General features: G+C 46.6%; 13 protein-coding genes. 4 read left to right on the forward strand and 9 right to left on the reverse strand.

The genetic code is table 11. The annotated features are described in order from the left end of the window. Positions 1-81: 81 nt before the first annotated feature. From HB679_RS13980 to HB679_RS13990, 3 genes are all read right to left on the reverse strand, one after another. The gene (locus tag HB679_RS13980) at positions 82-1,218 is read right to left on the reverse strand and encodes a S1/P1 nuclease (RefSeq protein WP_214072621.1); all 1,137 of its coding nucleotides are present in this window, start codon (positions 1,216-1,218) and stop codon (positions 82-84) included. Next, positions 1,219-1,461, reverse strand: a complete 243-nt coding sequence (locus HB679_RS13985) for a hypothetical protein (RefSeq protein WP_214072622.1) — start codon at positions 1,459-1,461, stop codon at positions 1,219-1,221. A gap of 361 nt (positions 1,462-1,822) precedes the next feature. Further along, complete coding sequence (locus HB679_RS13990) at positions 1,823-2,434, reverse strand: alpha-ketoglutarate-dependent dioxygenase AlkB (protein WP_214072623.1); 612 nt, start codon at positions 2,432-2,434, stop codon at positions 1,823-1,825. Between the two features lie 110 nt (positions 2,435-2,544). Here HB679_RS13990 and HB679_RS13995 point away from each other — a divergent pair, with 110 nt between their 5' ends. From HB679_RS13995 to HB679_RS14010, 4 genes are read left to right on the forward strand one after another with little or no spacing between them, the layout of a single operon-like run. Beyond that, positions 2,545-3,276, forward strand: a complete 732-nt coding sequence (locus HB679_RS13995) for an Error-prone repair protein ImuA (protein ID WP_214072624.1) — start codon at positions 2,545-2,547, stop codon at positions 3,274-3,276. An 18-nt stretch (positions 3,277-3,294) separates the two neighbouring features. Beyond that, positions 3,295-4,776: a DNA polymerase Y family protein gene (locus tag HB679_RS14000; RefSeq protein ID WP_346345155.1), complete on the forward strand. Its 1,482-nt coding sequence runs from the start codon at positions 3,295-3,297 to the stop codon at positions 4,774-4,776. 5 nt (positions 4,777-4,781) lie between these two features. After that, positions 4,782-7,994, forward strand: coding sequence for an error-prone DNA polymerase (locus tag HB679_RS14005; protein WP_214072626.1), 3,213 nt, complete (start codon positions 4,782-4,784; stop codon positions 7,992-7,994). A gap of 5 nt (positions 7,995-7,999) precedes the next feature. Continuing rightward, complete coding sequence (locus tag HB679_RS14010) at positions 8,000-8,254, forward strand: hypothetical protein (RefSeq protein WP_214072627.1); 255 nt, start codon at positions 8,000-8,002, stop codon at positions 8,252-8,254. 10 nt (positions 8,255-8,264) lie between these two features. Here HB679_RS14010 and HB679_RS14015 read toward each other — a convergent pair whose 3' ends face one another. The 6 genes from HB679_RS14015 to HB679_RS14040 all read right to left on the reverse strand — a co-directional run bounded on the left by HB679_RS14015 (position 8,265) and on the right by HB679_RS14040 (position 17,193). Next, entirely contained in the window at positions 8,265-11,054 is a 2,790-nt protein-coding gene (locus HB679_RS14015) for an IS66 family transposase (RefSeq protein ID WP_214072628.1), read from the reverse strand. A gap of 75 nt (positions 11,055-11,129) precedes the next feature. Then, entirely contained in the window at positions 11,130-13,109 is a 1,980-nt protein-coding gene (gene mobC, locus HB679_RS14020; RefSeq protein ID WP_214072629.1) for a conjugal transfer protein MobC, read from the reverse strand. A gap of 47 nt (positions 13,110-13,156) precedes the next feature. Next, positions 13,157-14,407 carry a relaxase/mobilization nuclease domain-containing protein gene (locus HB679_RS14025; RefSeq protein WP_214072630.1) on the reverse strand — a complete coding sequence of 417 codons (1,251 nt, stop codon included), beginning with the start codon at positions 14,405-14,407 and terminating at the stop codon, positions 13,157-13,159. Beyond that, a complete protein-coding gene (locus HB679_RS14030) occupies positions 14,392-14,799 on the reverse strand; it encodes a hypothetical protein (RefSeq protein ID WP_214072631.1) in 408 nt (135 codons plus the stop codon). Before HB679_RS14030 ends, HB679_RS14025 begins: the two co-directional genes overlap by 16 nt. A gap of 163 nt (positions 14,800-14,962) precedes the next feature. Then, the gene (locus HB679_RS14035) at positions 14,963-16,573 is read right to left on the reverse strand and encodes a hypothetical protein (protein ID WP_214072632.1); all 1,611 of its coding nucleotides are present in this window, start codon (positions 16,571-16,573) and stop codon (positions 14,963-14,965) included. Continuing rightward, positions 16,570-17,193 (reverse strand): hypothetical protein, encoded by a 624-nt coding sequence (locus tag HB679_RS14040; RefSeq protein WP_214072633.1) that lies wholly within the window; start codon positions 17,191-17,193, stop codon positions 16,570-16,572. Before HB679_RS14040 ends, HB679_RS14035 begins: the two co-directional genes overlap by 4 nt. Between the last annotated feature and the right edge of the window lie 197 nt (positions 17,194-17,390).

A 17,390-nucleotide genomic window follows, 5' to 3' on the forward strand; every position in this document is an offset into this window, starting at 1 on the left:
TACCCGGCATTACCATGTCAATCATTAAGGCGCTGACCGATTCCTGGGTATTGCTGGTGGAAATCAACCGCTGAATTCCGGCTACCGGATGCTCAATTGGCTTTTATCCGTTACGACAATCTCCGGTTTGCCTTTATAATCAATCACCTGCCCGGTAACGGTGATGGCCTTGCCATCAATTTGTGTACTTAACGCTTTGGCGTCGCCTCTTAACACGACGGTTAAAGGGCTGTCCGGATAAGCTGCGCCTACGTTTACTAAGATCATGCTGCTGAAATCCTTAATGCCGTAAACCTTGGCGATAACCGTTACTGTTTCATTAAGATGATTAGCCACGTCTTTTAAATCGATAGTTTTTGCGGGGCCTCCGGTTTGAGCCGCTGGTTTTGCCTCTTCGCCCTGGGGCAATACAGGCGCTGCAAAAGTATAGCTATACACTTTGCCGCTGTAAATATCATTGAGGACACCCGCCAAGCGAATACCGCCCTGGTCGATCCGTTGTTCAATGATCCCAATATGAGTTTTATAGTAATCATCATCGGGGCTATTATTTTTTTCCACTTCTGCATAAAGTTTGGTGGTGATTTGATAGCTTTCCCATAGCCACTGCATGGGTTGATCGGCCTGCCATTGCTTAATCTCTGCTGGCGTGGCCTTATCGTATTGCTTGCTCATTTCGGTCACCGTTAAACCTTGATGATCGATCAGCTTGCTGTCCCAAAGCGAATGGAGATTGGTGCCCTGGTTATCAAAGCGTACCTGAATTGTGTTACCGCCTTTATCTTCCTTTCGGCTAACGTGCATGGGCTGGTGGGCATCGCCGACAAAATGGACGAGGAATTTCAGCGCTTCGATCTTTTGTTCTTTGGTGCTTTTCGGATGGGTTAAGATGATCCTTGCTTTTTGCATCGCTCCGTAAACATTATCCTCGCCCTGCCCTTTGACTTCGGCACTGAACTGCTCGAAGGTCAGTCCGAGCGGTAAATCCACAAAATGCCAGCCACCCGTGCTTTTAAAGGCAGGTTCATTCCTTACTTCATCGGCCCACGTAGCCACATCCGATAAGCTTTGCGTACCCAATAATTCTTTTACCGCGGCTTTCGCCTGCGGTGTTAAATGGTTTTCAGCAATGGTCGCTACGGCCTGGTGGCCTTTAAAGCCCCAGGAGATTAGAAATAAGGCGCCGATAGCCAGCGCATAAAAGAAAGTCTTTTTCATTCAGTGCAGATTAAATTTGATATGCGCCAGGTAAGGCGTGAGTAAATGCTTGGAAGTAAACGAACGAAATGACAATATCTTATTCGCTGCGGGATCATAAAAAACTTCGACGTAAAAGGTGGAAACGGCGTGCAATTGTATAATTAGCCCGTTTTCTTCGCGGTCAGCCAAAAAGCTACCCTGCCAAACGGCTTCAGCCTTTTCAGTTTCGGTAAGCGTATTAAAATCGTCGGGACTAAGCATAGAGCGAAAATACGGATAAGCTAACGTAGATTAACCACCATTTTATAAAACCAACCGAAAGAGCTTTGGGAAAGCAGTAGAGATTGCCAATGAAATATTATGAAAAAGCGGTGTTGAACGTGAAAAACTCTGAAGTCATCAACTTCAGGGAAATATTTACCACCACTCATGCTTTAGTGATGTTTCTTATTGTTCTTTAAAGGTGAGGACATCTGTTAGCATAAGCTATCTATTCGCAAACTTCAGTTGATCGTTCTGCTTTTAGATTAAATTGCAGGATAAACCATAAGTTATGGGAATGCAAAGGCCAGTTTTTCAGCATAAATAACTGCGAAGTAAGAAAAATAGCTGTTTCCCTGAATTAGATCACAACCCGGAAAGTAAGATTAACCCTTGCCTTCATCGGTTTAACGGATTTAGCGATCCGGTGTTCCCAATATTCCTGCAAACCCGCTTTCATGAGCAAAAAAGAGCCATGCTCCAGCCTGACTGAATATTTCTCACTGTGATCGGTTTTACTTCGGATATCAAAGCTGCGTACCTGTCCGAAACTCACCGAAGCAACGATTGGATTTCTGCCTAAAACACTTTCGCGGTCGCTGTGCCAGGCCACCGAATCATTACCATCTCGATAGTAATTCAGTAATACGCTGTTGAATCTGATACCTGCTAAGGGTTCGACTTTATTTTTGATCATCAATAATTCTTCCGTCCAGGGTAAGGGGTTGGATTTGCCGAGCACCGAATAATCGGTGCCGGGATCGCCGTACCAGGCGGTCAGCCGGGGCGTGATCACTTCCTTATCATATATTTTCTGTACCCTTTGTTTCCAGGGCGATCCCGCAATAAACTTTTGTAATAAATAGTCGCCTTCCTGTTTACCAAATAAGCCGGGATAGTATTCTAAAAAGTCGGTTGGCAAGCCCTTGCTTTGCCCGGCTTCGGGAAAAAAACATAATTGTTCTGCATTCATTTTCGCTGTTCCTTTCGATAAAACAATTTGCGCTGAATAATTTTTCAAATTTAATTAAAATACTAATATTTTTAGTATTATGTTTGTTGTCCGTTTTAGAATTAATGATAATGACCGCTGCGCCCGATAGAAAAGAACTGATCAGCCGGTTGCAAAAAGATATTTTGCAATGGGAAGGCTATAAGGCACCGGCTTCAGGTACACGGGAATTGGTAGGCTTAGGCCCGGTGGAAGGCGCTTTTCCGAATGGTGTATTTCCATTGGGCACTGTGCATGAACTGGTATGCGGCAATACCGAACAGGCAACAGCCTGCGGCGGCTTTGTAAGCGGATTGTTATCGGTATTGATGCAAAACGGCGGGGCCAGCTTATGGATAGGACTTTCAGGCAATGTTTTCCCTCAAACTTTAAAAGTATTCGGCGTTGACCCGGACAGGGTGATCTTTATAAATCTTTCAAAGGATAAGGATGTACTGTGGGTAATGGAAGAAGCGCTGAAGTGCGCGGGACTGGCGGCGGTTGTCGGTGAAGTACGGGAAATTGACTTTAAGCAATCACGGCGGTTACAGTTGGCGGTTGAGCAAAGCCATGTAACAGGGTTTATCCTGCGTAACTGGTCAAATAAAATGGGTACTACCGCTTGTGCCGCGCGATGGAAGATCAAGCCTTTGCCAAGCGAAACTTTGGACGGCCTACCGGGATTGGGTTTTCCCCGTTGGCAGATCGAATTATTACGGGTACGTAACGGCCAGCCGGGTAACTGGATCATGGAGTGGTCGCAGGGTAGGTTTAAGCCGGTGAGCAAGCCGGTAGTCAAACATCAGGAATTAATGGCCGGATGAGTTATGCAAAAACGCTTTATGGCTATATGGTTTCGTCATTTGACGACAGACTGGCTGACCCTGAAACAGCCGGAACTCAAAGACCTGCCTTTTGTTTTTGCCGCGCCCGAACGTAACCGGATCATCATTACCGCCGCTAACGCTGTTGCCGAAGCACAAGGCGTTTACAGATGCATGGCGGCGGCAGATGCCAAAGCGATTACCACCAATTTGCAGGTGTTGGATCATATTCCAGGCAAAGAAGCAAAGCTGTTACGGCAATTGGGTTTGTGGTGCATCCGCTATTCACCCATTGTGGCTGTTGACCTGCCGGATGGCCTGATCCTGGATATTTCCGGCTGTGCGCATCTTTGGGGCGGCGAAAGGGGCTATTTAAAAGAGATCGTTAACAAGTTGCGAGCATCGGGTTATGATGCCCGTGCAGCTATAGCCGATACCGTTGGCACTGCCTGGGCTGTGGCACGTTTTGGAAAAAAGACACCCATAATCGAAAGCGGTATGCAGGCACAGGCCCTGCTAAACCTGCCGCCCATTGCGCTTCGTTTGGAACCCATTATATTGGAAAAGCTGCAAAAGCTGGGTTTCAGCACTATTAAAAGTTTTATGCAGCTACCGCGTACCGTATTGCGCAGGCGTTTTGGTGAGGGATTTTTATTGAGGCTGGCCCAAGCATTAGGACTGGAAAATGAGCATATTACGCCTTTAGTGCCGCCGGTGCCTTATGCCGAACGGCTGCCATGCCTGGAACCCATCAGAACGGCAAAAGCGATAGAGATCGCTATCCAAAAACTATTGGAAGGCTTGTGTACCCGCTTGCAGTCCGAAGGCAAGGGTATTCGCAAAGCCACACTCAAATGTTACCGTATTGATGGCAAGTTGGTACAGGCTGGTATTAGCACCAACCGGGGATCGCATAGTGTATCCCATTTATTTAAGCTGTTTGAATTACAAATAAACAAGATTGAACCCGCTTTAGGTATCGAACTGTTTTTACTGGAAGCATACCGGGTCGAAGATGTTGATGTGCTCCAGGAGAAACTATGGGCAGGAAACCCCGGCCTGCAAGATACCGCACTCGCGGAACTATTGGACAAACTGGCGGGTAAGATCGGTGCCCATGCTATTCACCGTTACCTGCCTGCGGAACACTACTGGCCGGAACGCGCGGTTAAAGAAGCGGCTTCGTTAAAGGAAACGCCTGCAACCATATGGCGGACGGACCGGCTGCGACCGCTGCGAATGCTCCGTGAACCTGAACCCATTGAAGTGATGGCATTACTGCCGGATTACCCGCCAAAGGTCTTCACCTATAAAGGCAGGCGGCATGTAGTTGAAAAAGCGGACGGCCCGGAACGCATCGAGCGGGAATGGTGGCGGGATAAAGGCGAACACCGGGATTATTATGCGGTTGAAGATACCAGCGGCCAGCGTTACTGGCTGTTTCGTTTGGGGCATTATGATGCGGCGCCTCAATGGTATTTACACGGATTTTTAGCATAGACGATATGAGATACGCGGAATTACAGGCAACCAGCAACTTCAGCTTCCTAAGAGGCGGTTCACACCCCGGAGAACTCGTCGAACAGGCCGATTCCTATGGTTATGAAGCCATCGCTATTACTGACCGGAACAGCCTTGCCGGAATAGTACGGGCGCATGTGGCGGCAAAAAAATTGGCCGTTAAATTTATTCCGGCCTGCCGCCTGGATCTGTTAGACGGCCCAAGTTTACTGGCTTACCCGACCGACCGTGATGCTTACAGCAGACTCTCTGCTTTACTGACTGTAGGGAACCTGCGGGCCGAAAAGGGCAAATGCCATTTGTATAAAGCGGATGTTTACGCACACAAAGCGGGTATTCAATTTGTCGTTGTGCCGCCTGATGCGTTAAACGAGCTTTTTGACTATGAGGCCGATTTTAAACAGCAGGTAACCGAATACCGCGCAGCTTTCGGTAAAGCTCTTTATATAGCCGCAACCCGTTCTTATAGCGGGGATGATGCCAAAAGACTATACCGGCTATCGCAATTAAGGGTGCCAATGGTTGCCGTAGGCGACGTACATTACCATGAATCCGATCGCCGCGAATTGCAGGATATATTAACCTGTATCCGTGAAAAATGCACGATCCATGCCGCAGGTTTCCGACTTCATGGAAATGCAGAGCGGTTTATTAAACCGGTTGATGAGCTACACCGCTTATTCAGACAATATCCCGAAGCCATTGAAAACGCTTTAAAAATAGCCGAAGCCTGTACTTTTTCGCTGGATACGCTTAAATATATTGAGCCGGAAGAAAAAATGATGGATGGCCTGACACCGCAGGAACGGTTAATTAAATACACCTGGGCAGGTGCAAAAGAACGGTATGGCGAAAAAATACCAAAGAAAGTTGGCGACCAACTTGAATTTGAACTGGCTTTTATTGAGAAACGTAAGCTTGCACCATATTTTTTGCGGGTGTATAAATACACACAAAAAGCAGAGGAATTAGGTATTCTGCACCAGGGACGCGGTTCTGCGGCCAACTCAACGGTTTGTTATTGCCTCGATATTACCGCCGTTGACCCTATGAAGTCCCGGCTGTTGTTTTCCCGTTTTATGTCCGACGCGCGCGAAGAGTGGCCTGACATAGACGTTGACTTCGAGCATGAGCGGCGTGAGGAGATTATCCAATATATCTATGAAGATTACGGGCGTGAACATGCCGCTATTGTAGCTACGGTTACGCAGGAACGGCACCGGGGGGCGATCCGGGATGTAGGCAAAGCGATGGGTTTGTCAGAAGATACCATTAAACGTATTGGCGCCACCATTTGGGATTTCAGCGAGGAAGGCTTTGACGAAAAGCGGTTAATGGAACAGGGACTAAATCCGCGCGATCCGTTGATCTACAAGGTGCTGGAATTAACCTCGTTGTTGATGGGTTTTCCGAGACAATTAGGCCAACATACCGGCGGGTTCGTGATTACAGATAATAAGCTATCCGACCTTTGCCCGGTGATGAATGCGCGGATGGAAAACCGTACTCAACTGGAATGGAACAAAGATGATCTGGAAGATTTGGGCATCCTGAAAGTAGATGTATTGGGCCTGGGTATGTTGACCATGATCCGCAAGGCATTTGATACGGTTGAACAGCACTACGGTAAAAAGCTGACATTGGCCAATGTGCCGCAGGACGACCCGAAAGTTTACGAGATGATCTGCCATGCTGACACCATCGGGGTATTTCAGATTGAAAGCCGGGCGCAAATGTCCATGCTGCCACGCCTCAAACCAAACTGTTTTTATGACCTGGTTATTGAAGTGGCGATTGTACGACCAGGGCCGATACAGGGCGATATGGTGCATCCTTACCTGCGCCGCCGTAACGGTGAGGAGCCAGTAGAATATCCGTCCAAAGAACTGGAAGATATTTTGGGCCGGACATTGGGTGTACCGCTTTTTCAGGAGCAGGCGATGGAAATCGCCATTGTTGCCGCAGGTTTTACACCCGCCGAAGCAGACGAATTACGGCGAAGCATGGCCAGCTTTAAAGCCAATGGAAAATTAGGATTATATGAAAAGAAGCTGGTAGATGGCATGGTTGCGCGGGGTTACGAGAAAGGCTTTTCAAGGCGGGTTTTTAAGCAGTTGCAAGGATTTGAAGGTTATGGCTTCCCTGAAAGCCATGCGGCATCTTTTGCGCTGCTGGTGTATATTTCTTCATGGCTGAAATATTATTATCCCGATGTGTTCTGTGCTGCATTATTAAACAGCCAGCCTATGGGCTTTTACCAGCCTGCACAAATTGTCCGTGATGCAAGAGATCATCAGGTTAAAGTTGTGCCGGTGGATGTCAATTATTCTTTTTGGGATAATACATTGGAAGAAAAAGAAGGTGCTTATTATGTGGTACGTTTGGGTTTCCGGCAGGTCAAAGGTTTACGCGAGGAAGACATGCAGCTATTGATTGCGGGCCGGGATCAGCTTTATACGCATATCGATCAATTGCGGAGTGTTGGCGTTTCCGAAGCGACAATGGAGAAATTAACGGATGCCGATGCTTTCCGCTCATTGGGTGCCGACCGCCGACAAGCGTTATGGGAAGTGTCCGCTTTAGGTGACCGGCCCATAGCCTTGTTCGAGGGGCAACAATCAGAAACTGTAAAAGAAGTACAGATACAATTACCGTTAATGACCGAGGGTGAGCACGTAGTACAGGATTATTCGACTGTGGGATTATCCCTGAAAAACCACCCGGTAGCACTGGTGCGTGAAAAGCTGGAGTTGCTGCGCAATACAAAAATTAGTGATCTGAAAACGATGAAGGATGGAGATGCAGTTAGGGTTGCCGGTTTGATTACCGTTCGCCAACGGCCAGGCACTGCTAAAGGCATCTTGTTTATGACGCTGGAAGATGAAACAGGCGCGGCTAATATTGTTGTTTGGGAAAAGCTATTTGACAAATTCCGTAAAGAGATTATCCAGTCGCGGTTATTTATGGTGGAAGGCAAATTGCAGATCGAGGGAGAAGTGATCCATGTTGTGGCTAAACGTTGTTTTAATTTGAATAATTTGTTGTGTGGGTTGACTATTGCTAATGAAGATAATTTACCGTTGTTAACGCTGGCAAGGGCGGATGAAACAACAACGCCATCAGGTGGATCAAATAAAGGCGAGCAACAAGCCGTCAAACAAAAAGAAGTATTTTATAAAGGAAGGAATTTTAGATAATATTAATGAACACACCATATTTAAACAGGGTACTGATCTACTTACAGCAGGAATTACCGGAAATTTACCGGGAACATATCACATTAACAGGTGAAAAACTGGTGGTGTTTATTCCCGGCACCACAGATTTTAATAAGGCTTACGAAATTTTATATCAAACTATTGTAAGTTGTATTAACAGGGTCAGGAACCGGGAAATTGACCTGGAGTTCACCATCAAATCAAAAGTTCAGGAACGTGATTTTAAAGTTTTTAAATAATGACTTACTCTTAAAGACTACCTATGCCCAGGTAGTCTTTCAAACCGATCCATCCGGTATGCTGATACTCCTTTTCAGGTAATGTTGGGATAAATTTGGGCCGTTGGTCACTTGCTAACCATTCGCGGTAATCTTTCCCACTTTTTAATTGCTGTCTGCGTATAAATGTCCGTGCCTGTATAAAAGGAAGGAAGTCAAAACCGAGCCAGTCATGCCAATCCACCCAGCCATTATTTGAATAGGTTACCTGTGGATTTGAAGGTATAAATGGCGGGCGCTTACCCGATTGCTTCCATGCTGTCCATTGTATCTGCCGTTCAAAACCCTGGCGGTGAACATACAACTTAGCCTGTTCAAACGGCAAAAAACCCGTCATCACTTCCGGCGGCACATTTTCCCAAATACCTTTCTTTTTCTGCAAAAAGCTGAGAAAAGAAATATTACGGTAACGGCAAGTTTGCGCGACCGTTAACATTTCCAAATATTCTGTGATACCCCTAACGTGCATTTGACCCTTTACGCCCCGCCGGTGCTGGGCGAACGCTTTAACCGCAGCTTCCGCGTTGTTATTGTTCCACGGAACATTATCATGATGCAGAAAAGTCCATAGTTGCTCCCAATGCTTTTTAAATCGTCTGGCATATTTACCGGCTGTCTCGCTTTTGTAGTTCCTTTCAACAAACGCCCCATAAAAATACTCGGTATCCTTAATGTGCTTGTTCAAATGCGTTTGCTTTAGGCCATGCTTATCTATCGTCTCAACGATCCTGCGCATCAATTGATTAAAGGCAGGAACCAGTTTATTGTATTCCTGGTCAAATTGATTTTTAAAAAGATCATCATTCAAATCGCGGATCAGGTGGATAAGGCATTTCTGGCTTTTGACATTCAAGGTTTCATAGCCCGGATAAAAATCAGAAACGATGATGCCCTCGTAACCTTTTAATAGCTGCTGCAAAAAGCCGACCTCGCGGGTAGAGGCGTAATAATAAAATACGGTATGGGTAGTCGCAAATACCCATACATAACCCGATTCCCTGGAAAGCTTGATCGTGGTTTCATCAATATGGATAACCGGGCTGTTCAATACGATGCTCCGGATATAAGTTGCAACCGGTGCCCACGTTTTATTCCACCACCTGTTTTTATACATCACCAGGTACATCGGGCTTACCCAAATATGGTAGTGTTCCTGTATGAGTTTGCTGATTGCCTCGTTACTGATATGAAAATTGACATAGTAATCCAGTACCAGTGCAAACAAGTTATCGCCATAGTGCATGATGCGCAACGTTTTATTCATGGTTTTTTTGCCGCATTTCGCACACTTGGCCGTACCTGACCGGTATTCCGTTACGTGTGTCCTGATACCCGAAGCGGTAAACTTCAGGTCGGTTTGCAGAACCGAAGATTTGGTTTCATGGCTTTGATATAATTTATGGTGGCCACAACCAGGGCAGGCTTTAAGCGGCGGCATAATAACTACTTCGTTTATCTTTTTAGGCCGCCATGCCATGTGTCCCTGACCCAATTGTTCCGGTCTTTCCCTGGCCGAACTGCCAGACGGCGTTTGCTTTTTCAATTCGTTGCGCCAATATATTTTGTTGCGTTGGTAATCAAAATAAGATGCTTTGGTGATCAACTGGAAATCATCGCCAAACTCCTTGTTATGTTGCAGGCGGTAAGGGGTGTGTTTTTTCATTTGGGCGACCTGCTGCACATCGTCCCGGTTAGTGTCTGATGCCAATTTATCGAACCATTGATGAACAACACGCAATGCTCTGCAATCATCATGGTTATATTGAAGCAATTTATCTTTCCATTCGTCCAAGCCGGTTTCTTCCCATTTCTTTCGCCAGACCATGCTTAAGAACCCATCGGCTTGGGTATCGCTCCATTTAAAATCCAGGTAATCTCCCAACTCCTTTAAACCATTACCATAGGTCGGCGGGTAAACATGAGTTCGCAGAAAAGCCAGCAGGTTGACCATTCTTTTTTCAATGGCCGGCCAATATTTAAGAAACGGTGATTTTTTAACGGCCAGTCTCAGGACTTTGGTTTCGTAGCTTCCGTAATGATAAATTTCCGCATCTGGATATTCGTTAAATAGTTTGAAAAGCCGGTTAAAGTTGGCTTGTTCGCTTTCTTTAGTATACGACCAAAAGGAAAACTTTTCTTCCGGCTTTCCGTCTTGTATGACCAGGCCGCCTAACAGGTAAATATGTTGCTCATTCGCTGTACCCTCAAAGTCAAGGTAGATCGCGGTAGTGGTATTGTTCAATACCGGCGGCTCTATCACAAATGTTTTTTGTTCGCGGATCGCTAAAGCTTTCAGTTCCCATAAATAACTGCTTTGCGGGTTCGGCGCCCGCCGTCTTCGCGGTTTAAACAGATAGGAAAGTTGCGTTATAGTGGTAATTCCTTTGTTATGGTATTTTAATAACGACTTCAAACTCATGCTTGGCAGCAGGCTAATACAATCCCGTTCGACCAGCTTTCGATGGCAGTCATCCTTAAACCGGCATTCCGCACAATGGGATATTTTATAATAAGGCGGCGGCTGATCTTTGCTCAGAACAGCAATTGTATTATTTAATAATTGCTGAGCCTGAATGTGATTACGGGAAGATTTAATTAATTTACTTTGATCTGGTGAGTAACTCATCTCCCAGGCTGCTATGGCTATTGGATTATTTATTTTCGAGGGATCAGTATGCTGCTGAATTTCTTCCTTTGATATTTTCCATGCTTTGTATGAACAGTAAAGCATGGCCTCCAGGGCGTTGAATTGAAGTTCCATATTTTATCATTTGTGATAAAATAACGGCAACTGAGTTAATTATTTTATGTAAAAATTGGAAATTCCTGCCTGTATTTATTCTTCCCTGACCACTAACAGATGCGCCAGTTCCGGTGTATCATAAATCCTTTCCATTTCGGTATCGATGATCGCGACCACTTCCTGCTTGATGCGGATATAGTTCTCCTCTATCTCGGCTTGGCTGATCTCCCGAACCTTGGGAATGGGTACATAGGATTCTTCCTCGGCTTTTAAGGTTTCATGATCGTTTAATATTTCACAATGAAAGGTTTTTAATTCTATTTTTTCTGTGGGGTCATCCGCAACGGCACCCACAAACTCACCGGACGATAATGAGGCGATCCTCGATGGCGGTATGGCGGCTTCCAGCTGCTTTGAACGACTGATAGATGTGTCCTGGCTATTGATAGAGAGGCTTTCACGTTCCTGCATGATCTTGCCGAAACGTTCGCTTAATTGCTTGGCCGTATCACCAACGACCTGGCCGCTAATGATATTGCCGACGATATTGGCGATCACATCCGCCTGCTCGCGGCCGTAGTCCTTTCTGAGCTGCGAGAAATCCTGAACGCCCAGACAGGTAGCTACCTTATTGCTTCTGGCAGTTGCAATCAGACTGTCGATAGCATTAAAATAAATAGTGGGGAACTCATCAAATATCAGGCTGCTTTTAACCTGTTTCTTCCGGTTGACCAGCTTGATCATACGCGAGATATATAAAGATAGGACCGCACCATAAACCTGCTGCTTCTGCGGGTCATTGCCCGCGCAGATGATCTTAGGCGCTTCCGGATTATTCAGATCCAGCGTAAAATCATTGCCGCTCAGAACGTAGTAGAGTTTTGGCGAAGAAAGGCGAGCCATGCTGATCTTAGCGCTGGCGATCTGGCCTTCAAGCTGCTCCATCGCGCCGTTGACATAAGCGGTAACGAACGGGTTGATCAGCACTTCGATCTCCGGTTCGGTCCGCAATACCGGGAACAACTGCTCATAATTCATCTGCATCAGTTCAATAGCATGGGGCAGCGTACAGAACATGCCGTTCTTGTATTTTTTCAGAAACCAGATCACGCTGGTGACGAAGTTGATCGGAGACTCGACAAAGAAGTCGCCTTGTTTTTTAATCCACTCCCGGTTCAGACCAAGCATCGTTGTCCGGCTGCTTTCAGTGGCATCGGTGATATCTTCCATGCTTTCGGGGTACAGGGGGTTACAGCGGTGGTGGATGTCGTCAAAGTTGATCACATAGAATTTTGGCTCGACCGGGTACAGGTGTTTGTATTTTAAAAAGGTGTTATAGGCGATAATAGATAGGTCATCATACTTGAAATCATAGATGAACATCGTAAAACATTTTTTAATATGCTGGGTGATCACATGGCGGATGACGAAGTACGATTTACCGGCGCCGGGCGTGCCCGACACCAGCAATGCCCGGAAGGGATTAATGATATTGATCCAGGACTTCCTGATCTTGCCTTTAAGGTTATATTGCGCAGGCAGGTTAATGGAATATTCATTTTCCAGCAGCCGTTCTTCCTGCGGGAAGGTTTCCTGCAGGCGATTGAAGATGTCACCTGCTAATTGCTGTTTGATCAGCCGGGACAGCAATGCGCCGCCATTGAGCGTGAGCAGGAACCCAACAGAAGTTACCGTCATGTACAGCACAGCGATCAGTTCCGTCGGGCCGGATAATAACAACAGCAGATAACTCAGCCAGTAGGTCAGCAAACCGGAAATAAAGTAACGCAGCGCGGTAGCTAATTTCAGTTTCTCATCTTTTTTACCCCGCGTTCCGACCAGCGAGACCAGCAGCAGTATAAGCGCGGCGAGTTTGGAAATATAGAAATGTTTAAACAGGCCTGTCTTGGCCAGGTTTAATAAAATGCGCTGAACAAAAGGCTGCGTCAGATGCCAGCTTTCAAAAGCGGCGTAGCAGTAAATATAAAAGTGCAGGCATAATAAGATGATGCTGCATTTTCTCGTCAGGTCGGTTATCTTTCTTAAAGCTTCTGCGTTCTCTCCGGTATTCATAGCCCCTCCTATATCCTCCCCGGTAGGAAGGACTTGTTAAATGATTTTTACCCTGCCAATAATCTTCTTTTCTTTTTCCTGCGGAACGGGTCGGGCATGCTCTGTTCATTCCTGCTGCGGAATGCAGCATCGATCAGCCTTTGAATTACCGGCTGATCGTGGGCAGGATAGTTTTTCTGATCGGCAGGAATTGATTTTATCGTTGTGTCAGGCAGGATAGTCGCCTGTTGTTCTTTTTCTGTCGTGGCGCCGGATGGCAGTCTTCCCAGAAATGCTTTTGCACTGTAAGCTTTGCCGAGATCGGATCCGTTGTAAACTACCCGTGTGGCGTTGTCGATAAAGGTGACGCCATAAATATTGCCCTGCACGTTTTCATGCAGCAGGATGCGAATACCCTGCGCCTGCAATTGTGCTTTCAGTTCATCGGTACTACGAGCTTTTGCAATGGCTTTGTCCAGCAGATGTTTCAACCTTTGCCCGTATGGTTTCCGCGCGGTTTCATTCGGCGCAAACTTTTTTTCCAGGTTTTTGATAGTCGGGCTGCTGTAAATAGAACTGGCCTTGATCGGTACGCCGATCTTCTTTCCCTGTTCGTCCAGCAAGCTGTAAACCAATCCTTTGTTCTCATACATGCCGGTGCCCGGCGTTCCCCGGTCGGCCAGCACATTGAATTGCCGGAGCGCCGCGTTCAGCTCCGGCAGGGAGGTGAATTTATAACTGCCGGTCACCTCTCTGACAATAGCGGAGATGGCGGCTTTGGTCGCTGTTTTTCCGTACTCGATCTTTTGCAGGCTGACCGGCTTGAGCATATAAGCCATTTCTTTGTTCTGGTCTTCCGCTTTGATCAGCCCGTATTCAATCTCTAATTCCTTCCGCGCTTTCTCCGACTGGTTCCTGCCGATATTATGCGTTTCGATACGCTGTCCGCCATCGGCAATATTCACGGTCGCGATATGAATATGCGGGTGCGGGGCATCGAAATGCCGGTAGACGAGGAAAGGCTGACCGCCGAAACCGATACCCTTCATGTAATCGAATGCGATGCCTCTGAGCAGTGTATCGTCGAGCACATCATCCTTTGAAAAGTTAAGGCTGATGTGCACCGCGTTGGTTTTGGTCATGTCATTCTGCCGGGTTAGCTTTTCAAACCATTGTAGTTTGCTTTTAAAGGAAAGCTGTTCGGGTTGGTAAATGAAACCAGCGGCCAGTATTAATTCCGCTTCCGCGTTGGCTACCTTATTTTCATTATAACTGAGCACCCCCCTGATGCTTTTGCCGGTGATTATGCGGGCGACCATTTCCCGGAAAGATCAGCCATCATCTCAAACAGTTCGTTTGCTTTCCGCTCGTTTCGCAGCAAATGTTCGAGGACTTCTATGATCTTCGTTGCTTTATCTTCCGGCACATCTAGCTGGTGAATTGCCCGTGTGATCTGATTGATATTGACACCGGTGGCCTGCAGCTCTTTCTGGATGCCCGAGAATTTCTCGAGGATCTTGTCTATCGTAGCGTCATAATGCTGCACCACAATTTGCTGATGGTCGAGGATATGCCGCAGCAGTTCGCTGTGCGAACGTATGCCGGTACTCTGCTCCAGGATGGCGGATAGCTCATCATATTTCTCCTGCGTCAGCCGGGTATGGATCCGGCATGGTAACCGCTTCTCTGTTTCACTTGTTCCTTTGCTCATACGGTTAATTTTTATTGGTTAAAACTTGAAGAAACCGCGACTCCGAAGCGGTTTCCTATCCCGCACCCGTGGCGCGGGCCGGATGCGGTTGTCGACAACCGTACATCTGGCTAAACACACTGAAAAAAGGTGTTTGGTGCTTATAAACAGGCTTATTCCGGCTTTATAGTCCTCTTCCTTTTCGCTTTTGAGACCTTTTAACAGTCGGGTACTGGTTAGCTTTAATCGGCCTTGTTTGTTCGGTTTGTCTGATGTTCTTCTCTTCGTTTATTGCCGGTTTCCAGTCCGGATCAAGGCGAAGGTTAGCCGGCACCAGCCGCATATCCGGTGTGTACAGATTAAGCGTTTTCTGCTCCGGATTGGCTTCCATCAGCAGGCGGCTTCCGTTGCGTAAGGGAACGGAAGTGAGGTCGCCGCGCAATAGAGAATTTCTTACGCCATAATACCAGGATTGGTTGATCGGCAGCAGTCCTAACTGATCTTCCATATCCTGTTTGCTGAAGCCGGTGATCAGCTTTTCAGAGTACCTGCTCTGGTCATTTCTCCGGTTCAGATCGAGTCTCATCCACTCGTTGGACTCGTCTCGAGTCTCGCTCAGCGGCGTGGTCATGACCGCTCTTCCGCAGAGCAGATTAAACGCGGACCTGGCGTCCGTTTCAATTGGGAATTGATGTTCCCTTTTTGGAAAAGTTGTTTGTAAGTCCCATGCGCTCTCCAAAATATTATCGCTGAAAAATGTCGCATCCGACCAGTATTTTAACATTAACCGGTCTGCGATTTCTGCACCCACCATGTCCTGGCTTAACCGGTAGATCTGTTCCTGTACGTCATTAACCTTTGGTGGAAATTCCGGTTCGGCATCGCCACTGAAGATAAAGAGCTGCTTGTCATTATGCCAGTCAATCTGCTTCATCTGTTCCTCCAGCTTTTCACTGTCAATGCCATTGTAGGTTCCATGCACTATTGGCGGATGAGGTACGACGGTTACGTTGTATGGATGGACAGAATAATAACCATCCTTAAATGCAATAGGAATAAAGTATTCAACAGATGCTTCAGGTTCATTGCGGGGTATTATCAAATTGAATTGATCCGGTCTGCCTGACAGCGTACGTTCCAGTTGTCCGTATATATCTGCACCCGGATATTGCTCGAGTCCCAGGGGCGCTAATTTTTCGTGCAGGTCGTCAAGCTTGCCGGAAAGGAGATTGTAAGCTAAGTTAGTATTGCATACGCCATATTCCGATACAGTAAACGACCGGTTCCAGTCATATATCTGTTTTAAATCTCTCGCCGCGTCATCCCAGGCATGTTCAGGCCAGTAGCGGTATTGCAGCTGGTCCTGGATCTCTTTTCCTTTTTGCGATGGCTCGGCGGTCAGTTGCCAGAGATCGCTGAGCAGGGACTTGATCTCCTGCCTTTCATTTTCAGTCGACCTGCCCTTCGGATCGTTGAAATACTGGTCCCAGTTGACTGCTTTAAAACGTTGTTCCAGTTTCGCTGTGTCGATGCCATTGATGGCCGCATGTTCGATGGGCGGACCCTGCCGGAGCGTAGCCTGATAGCCGTCCAGGCGGTAGGCATCGAACTGCCGGTCTCTGCGGAACTGCAGGTTGAACAGCATCTTTTCCTCGCCGAAGGGTATCGTATGGCCCACGGTAAAGTTCGGTGTATCCAGCCTGATCTTCTCCTTCAGTTTATCTGTAAACTCCTGTCCGGCAAAACCAATACCTGCCAGGTAGTCGATCAGCTCCTTTTCCTGTTCGCTGTTCATATCCCACGTCCTTTCTTCCTTTGAATGTTTTTTTTCAGCGGCAGGGTTTCAGCTGGCTTTACATATCGTTCCGGCTTCAGTCCGGCATCCTGTAATACTTTTTCAGGAATATTGGTATTAAGTACCTGTTCCCTTTCCTTCAGATTCGGAATAATTTTCGTGGCGATCACATCTTTAAGGATATTCGGCCCGTTGGGATGAACCAGGAGCATGCCTATCGGCATTTTAAATGCCAGTGTGCGAAAGGAATGATCGGGTACACCGACCACAATGCTTTGTTCCATTGCTTTATCAACCTTCCTTCTGAATTTTTGCAGTTCCTTTTGTGACAGATGTTTATAAAGCAGGTTATCAATATACATGGTCAGGTTGTTATCCAGTGTGTATTCTTTTCCTGCTGATGTGAATTTTTCAGGCGGCAGGTTTTTACAATATTCTTCCGCCTCTTTGATCAGTTGTCTGTCGCGTTCATTGAAACCGTAATAATCTGTCGGGCCGCCATGGCCCTGGTTGGTAGCTGTTCCGACTTTGATATCATTAATATACAGCGTGGCGGAGAACGCATTGGTTTCCTGACTTAGCTGCTCACTGTGGTGTATGTTTTTTAATTCGATTTTCATAACCAGTACACGATTGTTCGACCCAAAATTGTACAACCTGAAAATCTGTTTTTGCTACTGCGGTATTAGCTAATAGTTTTTTTGCGTCAGGTATCAATAAGCCGCTTGCACGTCGTGGTATATTACAATATCAATATACTGCCTGGTATAAGGTTGGTTGTCATTCATTATTACTCATGGTTTTTAGCGATTAAATG

Origin of the sequence: Mucilaginibacter sp. dw_454 (genome assembly GCF_018449775.1) — a bacterium.
In the GTDB taxonomy this organism is placed as follows: Bacteria; Bacteroidota; Bacteroidia; order Sphingobacteriales; family Sphingobacteriaceae; genus Mucilaginibacter.

Bases quoted from the DNA above. Each gene is read 5' to 3' on its own strand.
- HB679_RS14000 (WP_346345155.1), top strand. From the start codon at position 3,295: ATGGCTATATGGTTTCGTCATTTGACGACAGACTGGCTGACCCTGAAA.
- HB679_RS13985 (WP_214072622.1), bottom strand. From the start codon at position 1,461: ATGCTTAGTCCCGACGATTTTAATACGCTTACCGAAACTGAAAAGGCT.
- HB679_RS13990 (WP_214072623.1), bottom strand. From the start codon at position 2,434: ATGAATGCAGAACAATTATGTTTTTTTCCCGAAGCCGGGCAAAGCAAG.
- HB679_RS14035 (WP_214072632.1), bottom strand. From the start codon at position 16,573: ATGAACAGCGAACAGGAAAAGGAGCTGATCGACTACCTGGCAGGTATT.
- HB679_RS14010 (WP_214072627.1), top strand. From the start codon at position 8,000: ATGAACACACCATATTTAAACAGGGTACTGATCTACTTACAGCAGGAA.
- HB679_RS13995 (WP_214072624.1), top strand. From the start codon at position 2,545: ATGACCGCTGCGCCCGATAGAAAAGAACTGATCAGCCGGTTGCAAAAA.
- HB679_RS14005 (WP_214072626.1), top strand. From the start codon at position 4,782: ATGAGATACGCGGAATTACAGGCAACCAGCAACTTCAGCTTCCTAAGA.
- HB679_RS14030 (WP_214072631.1), bottom strand. From the start codon at position 14,799: ATGAGCAAAGGAACAAGTGAAACAGAGAAGCGGTTACCATGCCGGATC.
- HB679_RS14015 (WP_214072628.1), bottom strand. From the start codon at position 11,054: ATGGAACTTCAATTCAACGCCCTGGAGGCCATGCTTTACTGTTCATAC.
- mobC (WP_214072629.1), bottom strand. From the start codon at position 13,109: ATGAATACCGGAGAGAACGCAGAAGCTTTAAGAAAGATAACCGACCTG.
- HB679_RS14025 (WP_214072630.1), bottom strand. From the start codon at position 14,407: ATGGTCGCCCGCATAATCACCGGCAAAAGCATCAGGGGGGTGCTCAGT.
- HB679_RS14040 (WP_214072633.1), bottom strand. From the start codon at position 17,193: ATGAAAATCGAATTAAAAAACATACACCACAGTGAGCAGCTAAGTCAG.
- HB679_RS13980 (WP_214072621.1), bottom strand. From the start codon at position 1,218: ATGAAAAAGACTTTCTTTTATGCGCTGGCTATCGGCGCCTTATTTCTA.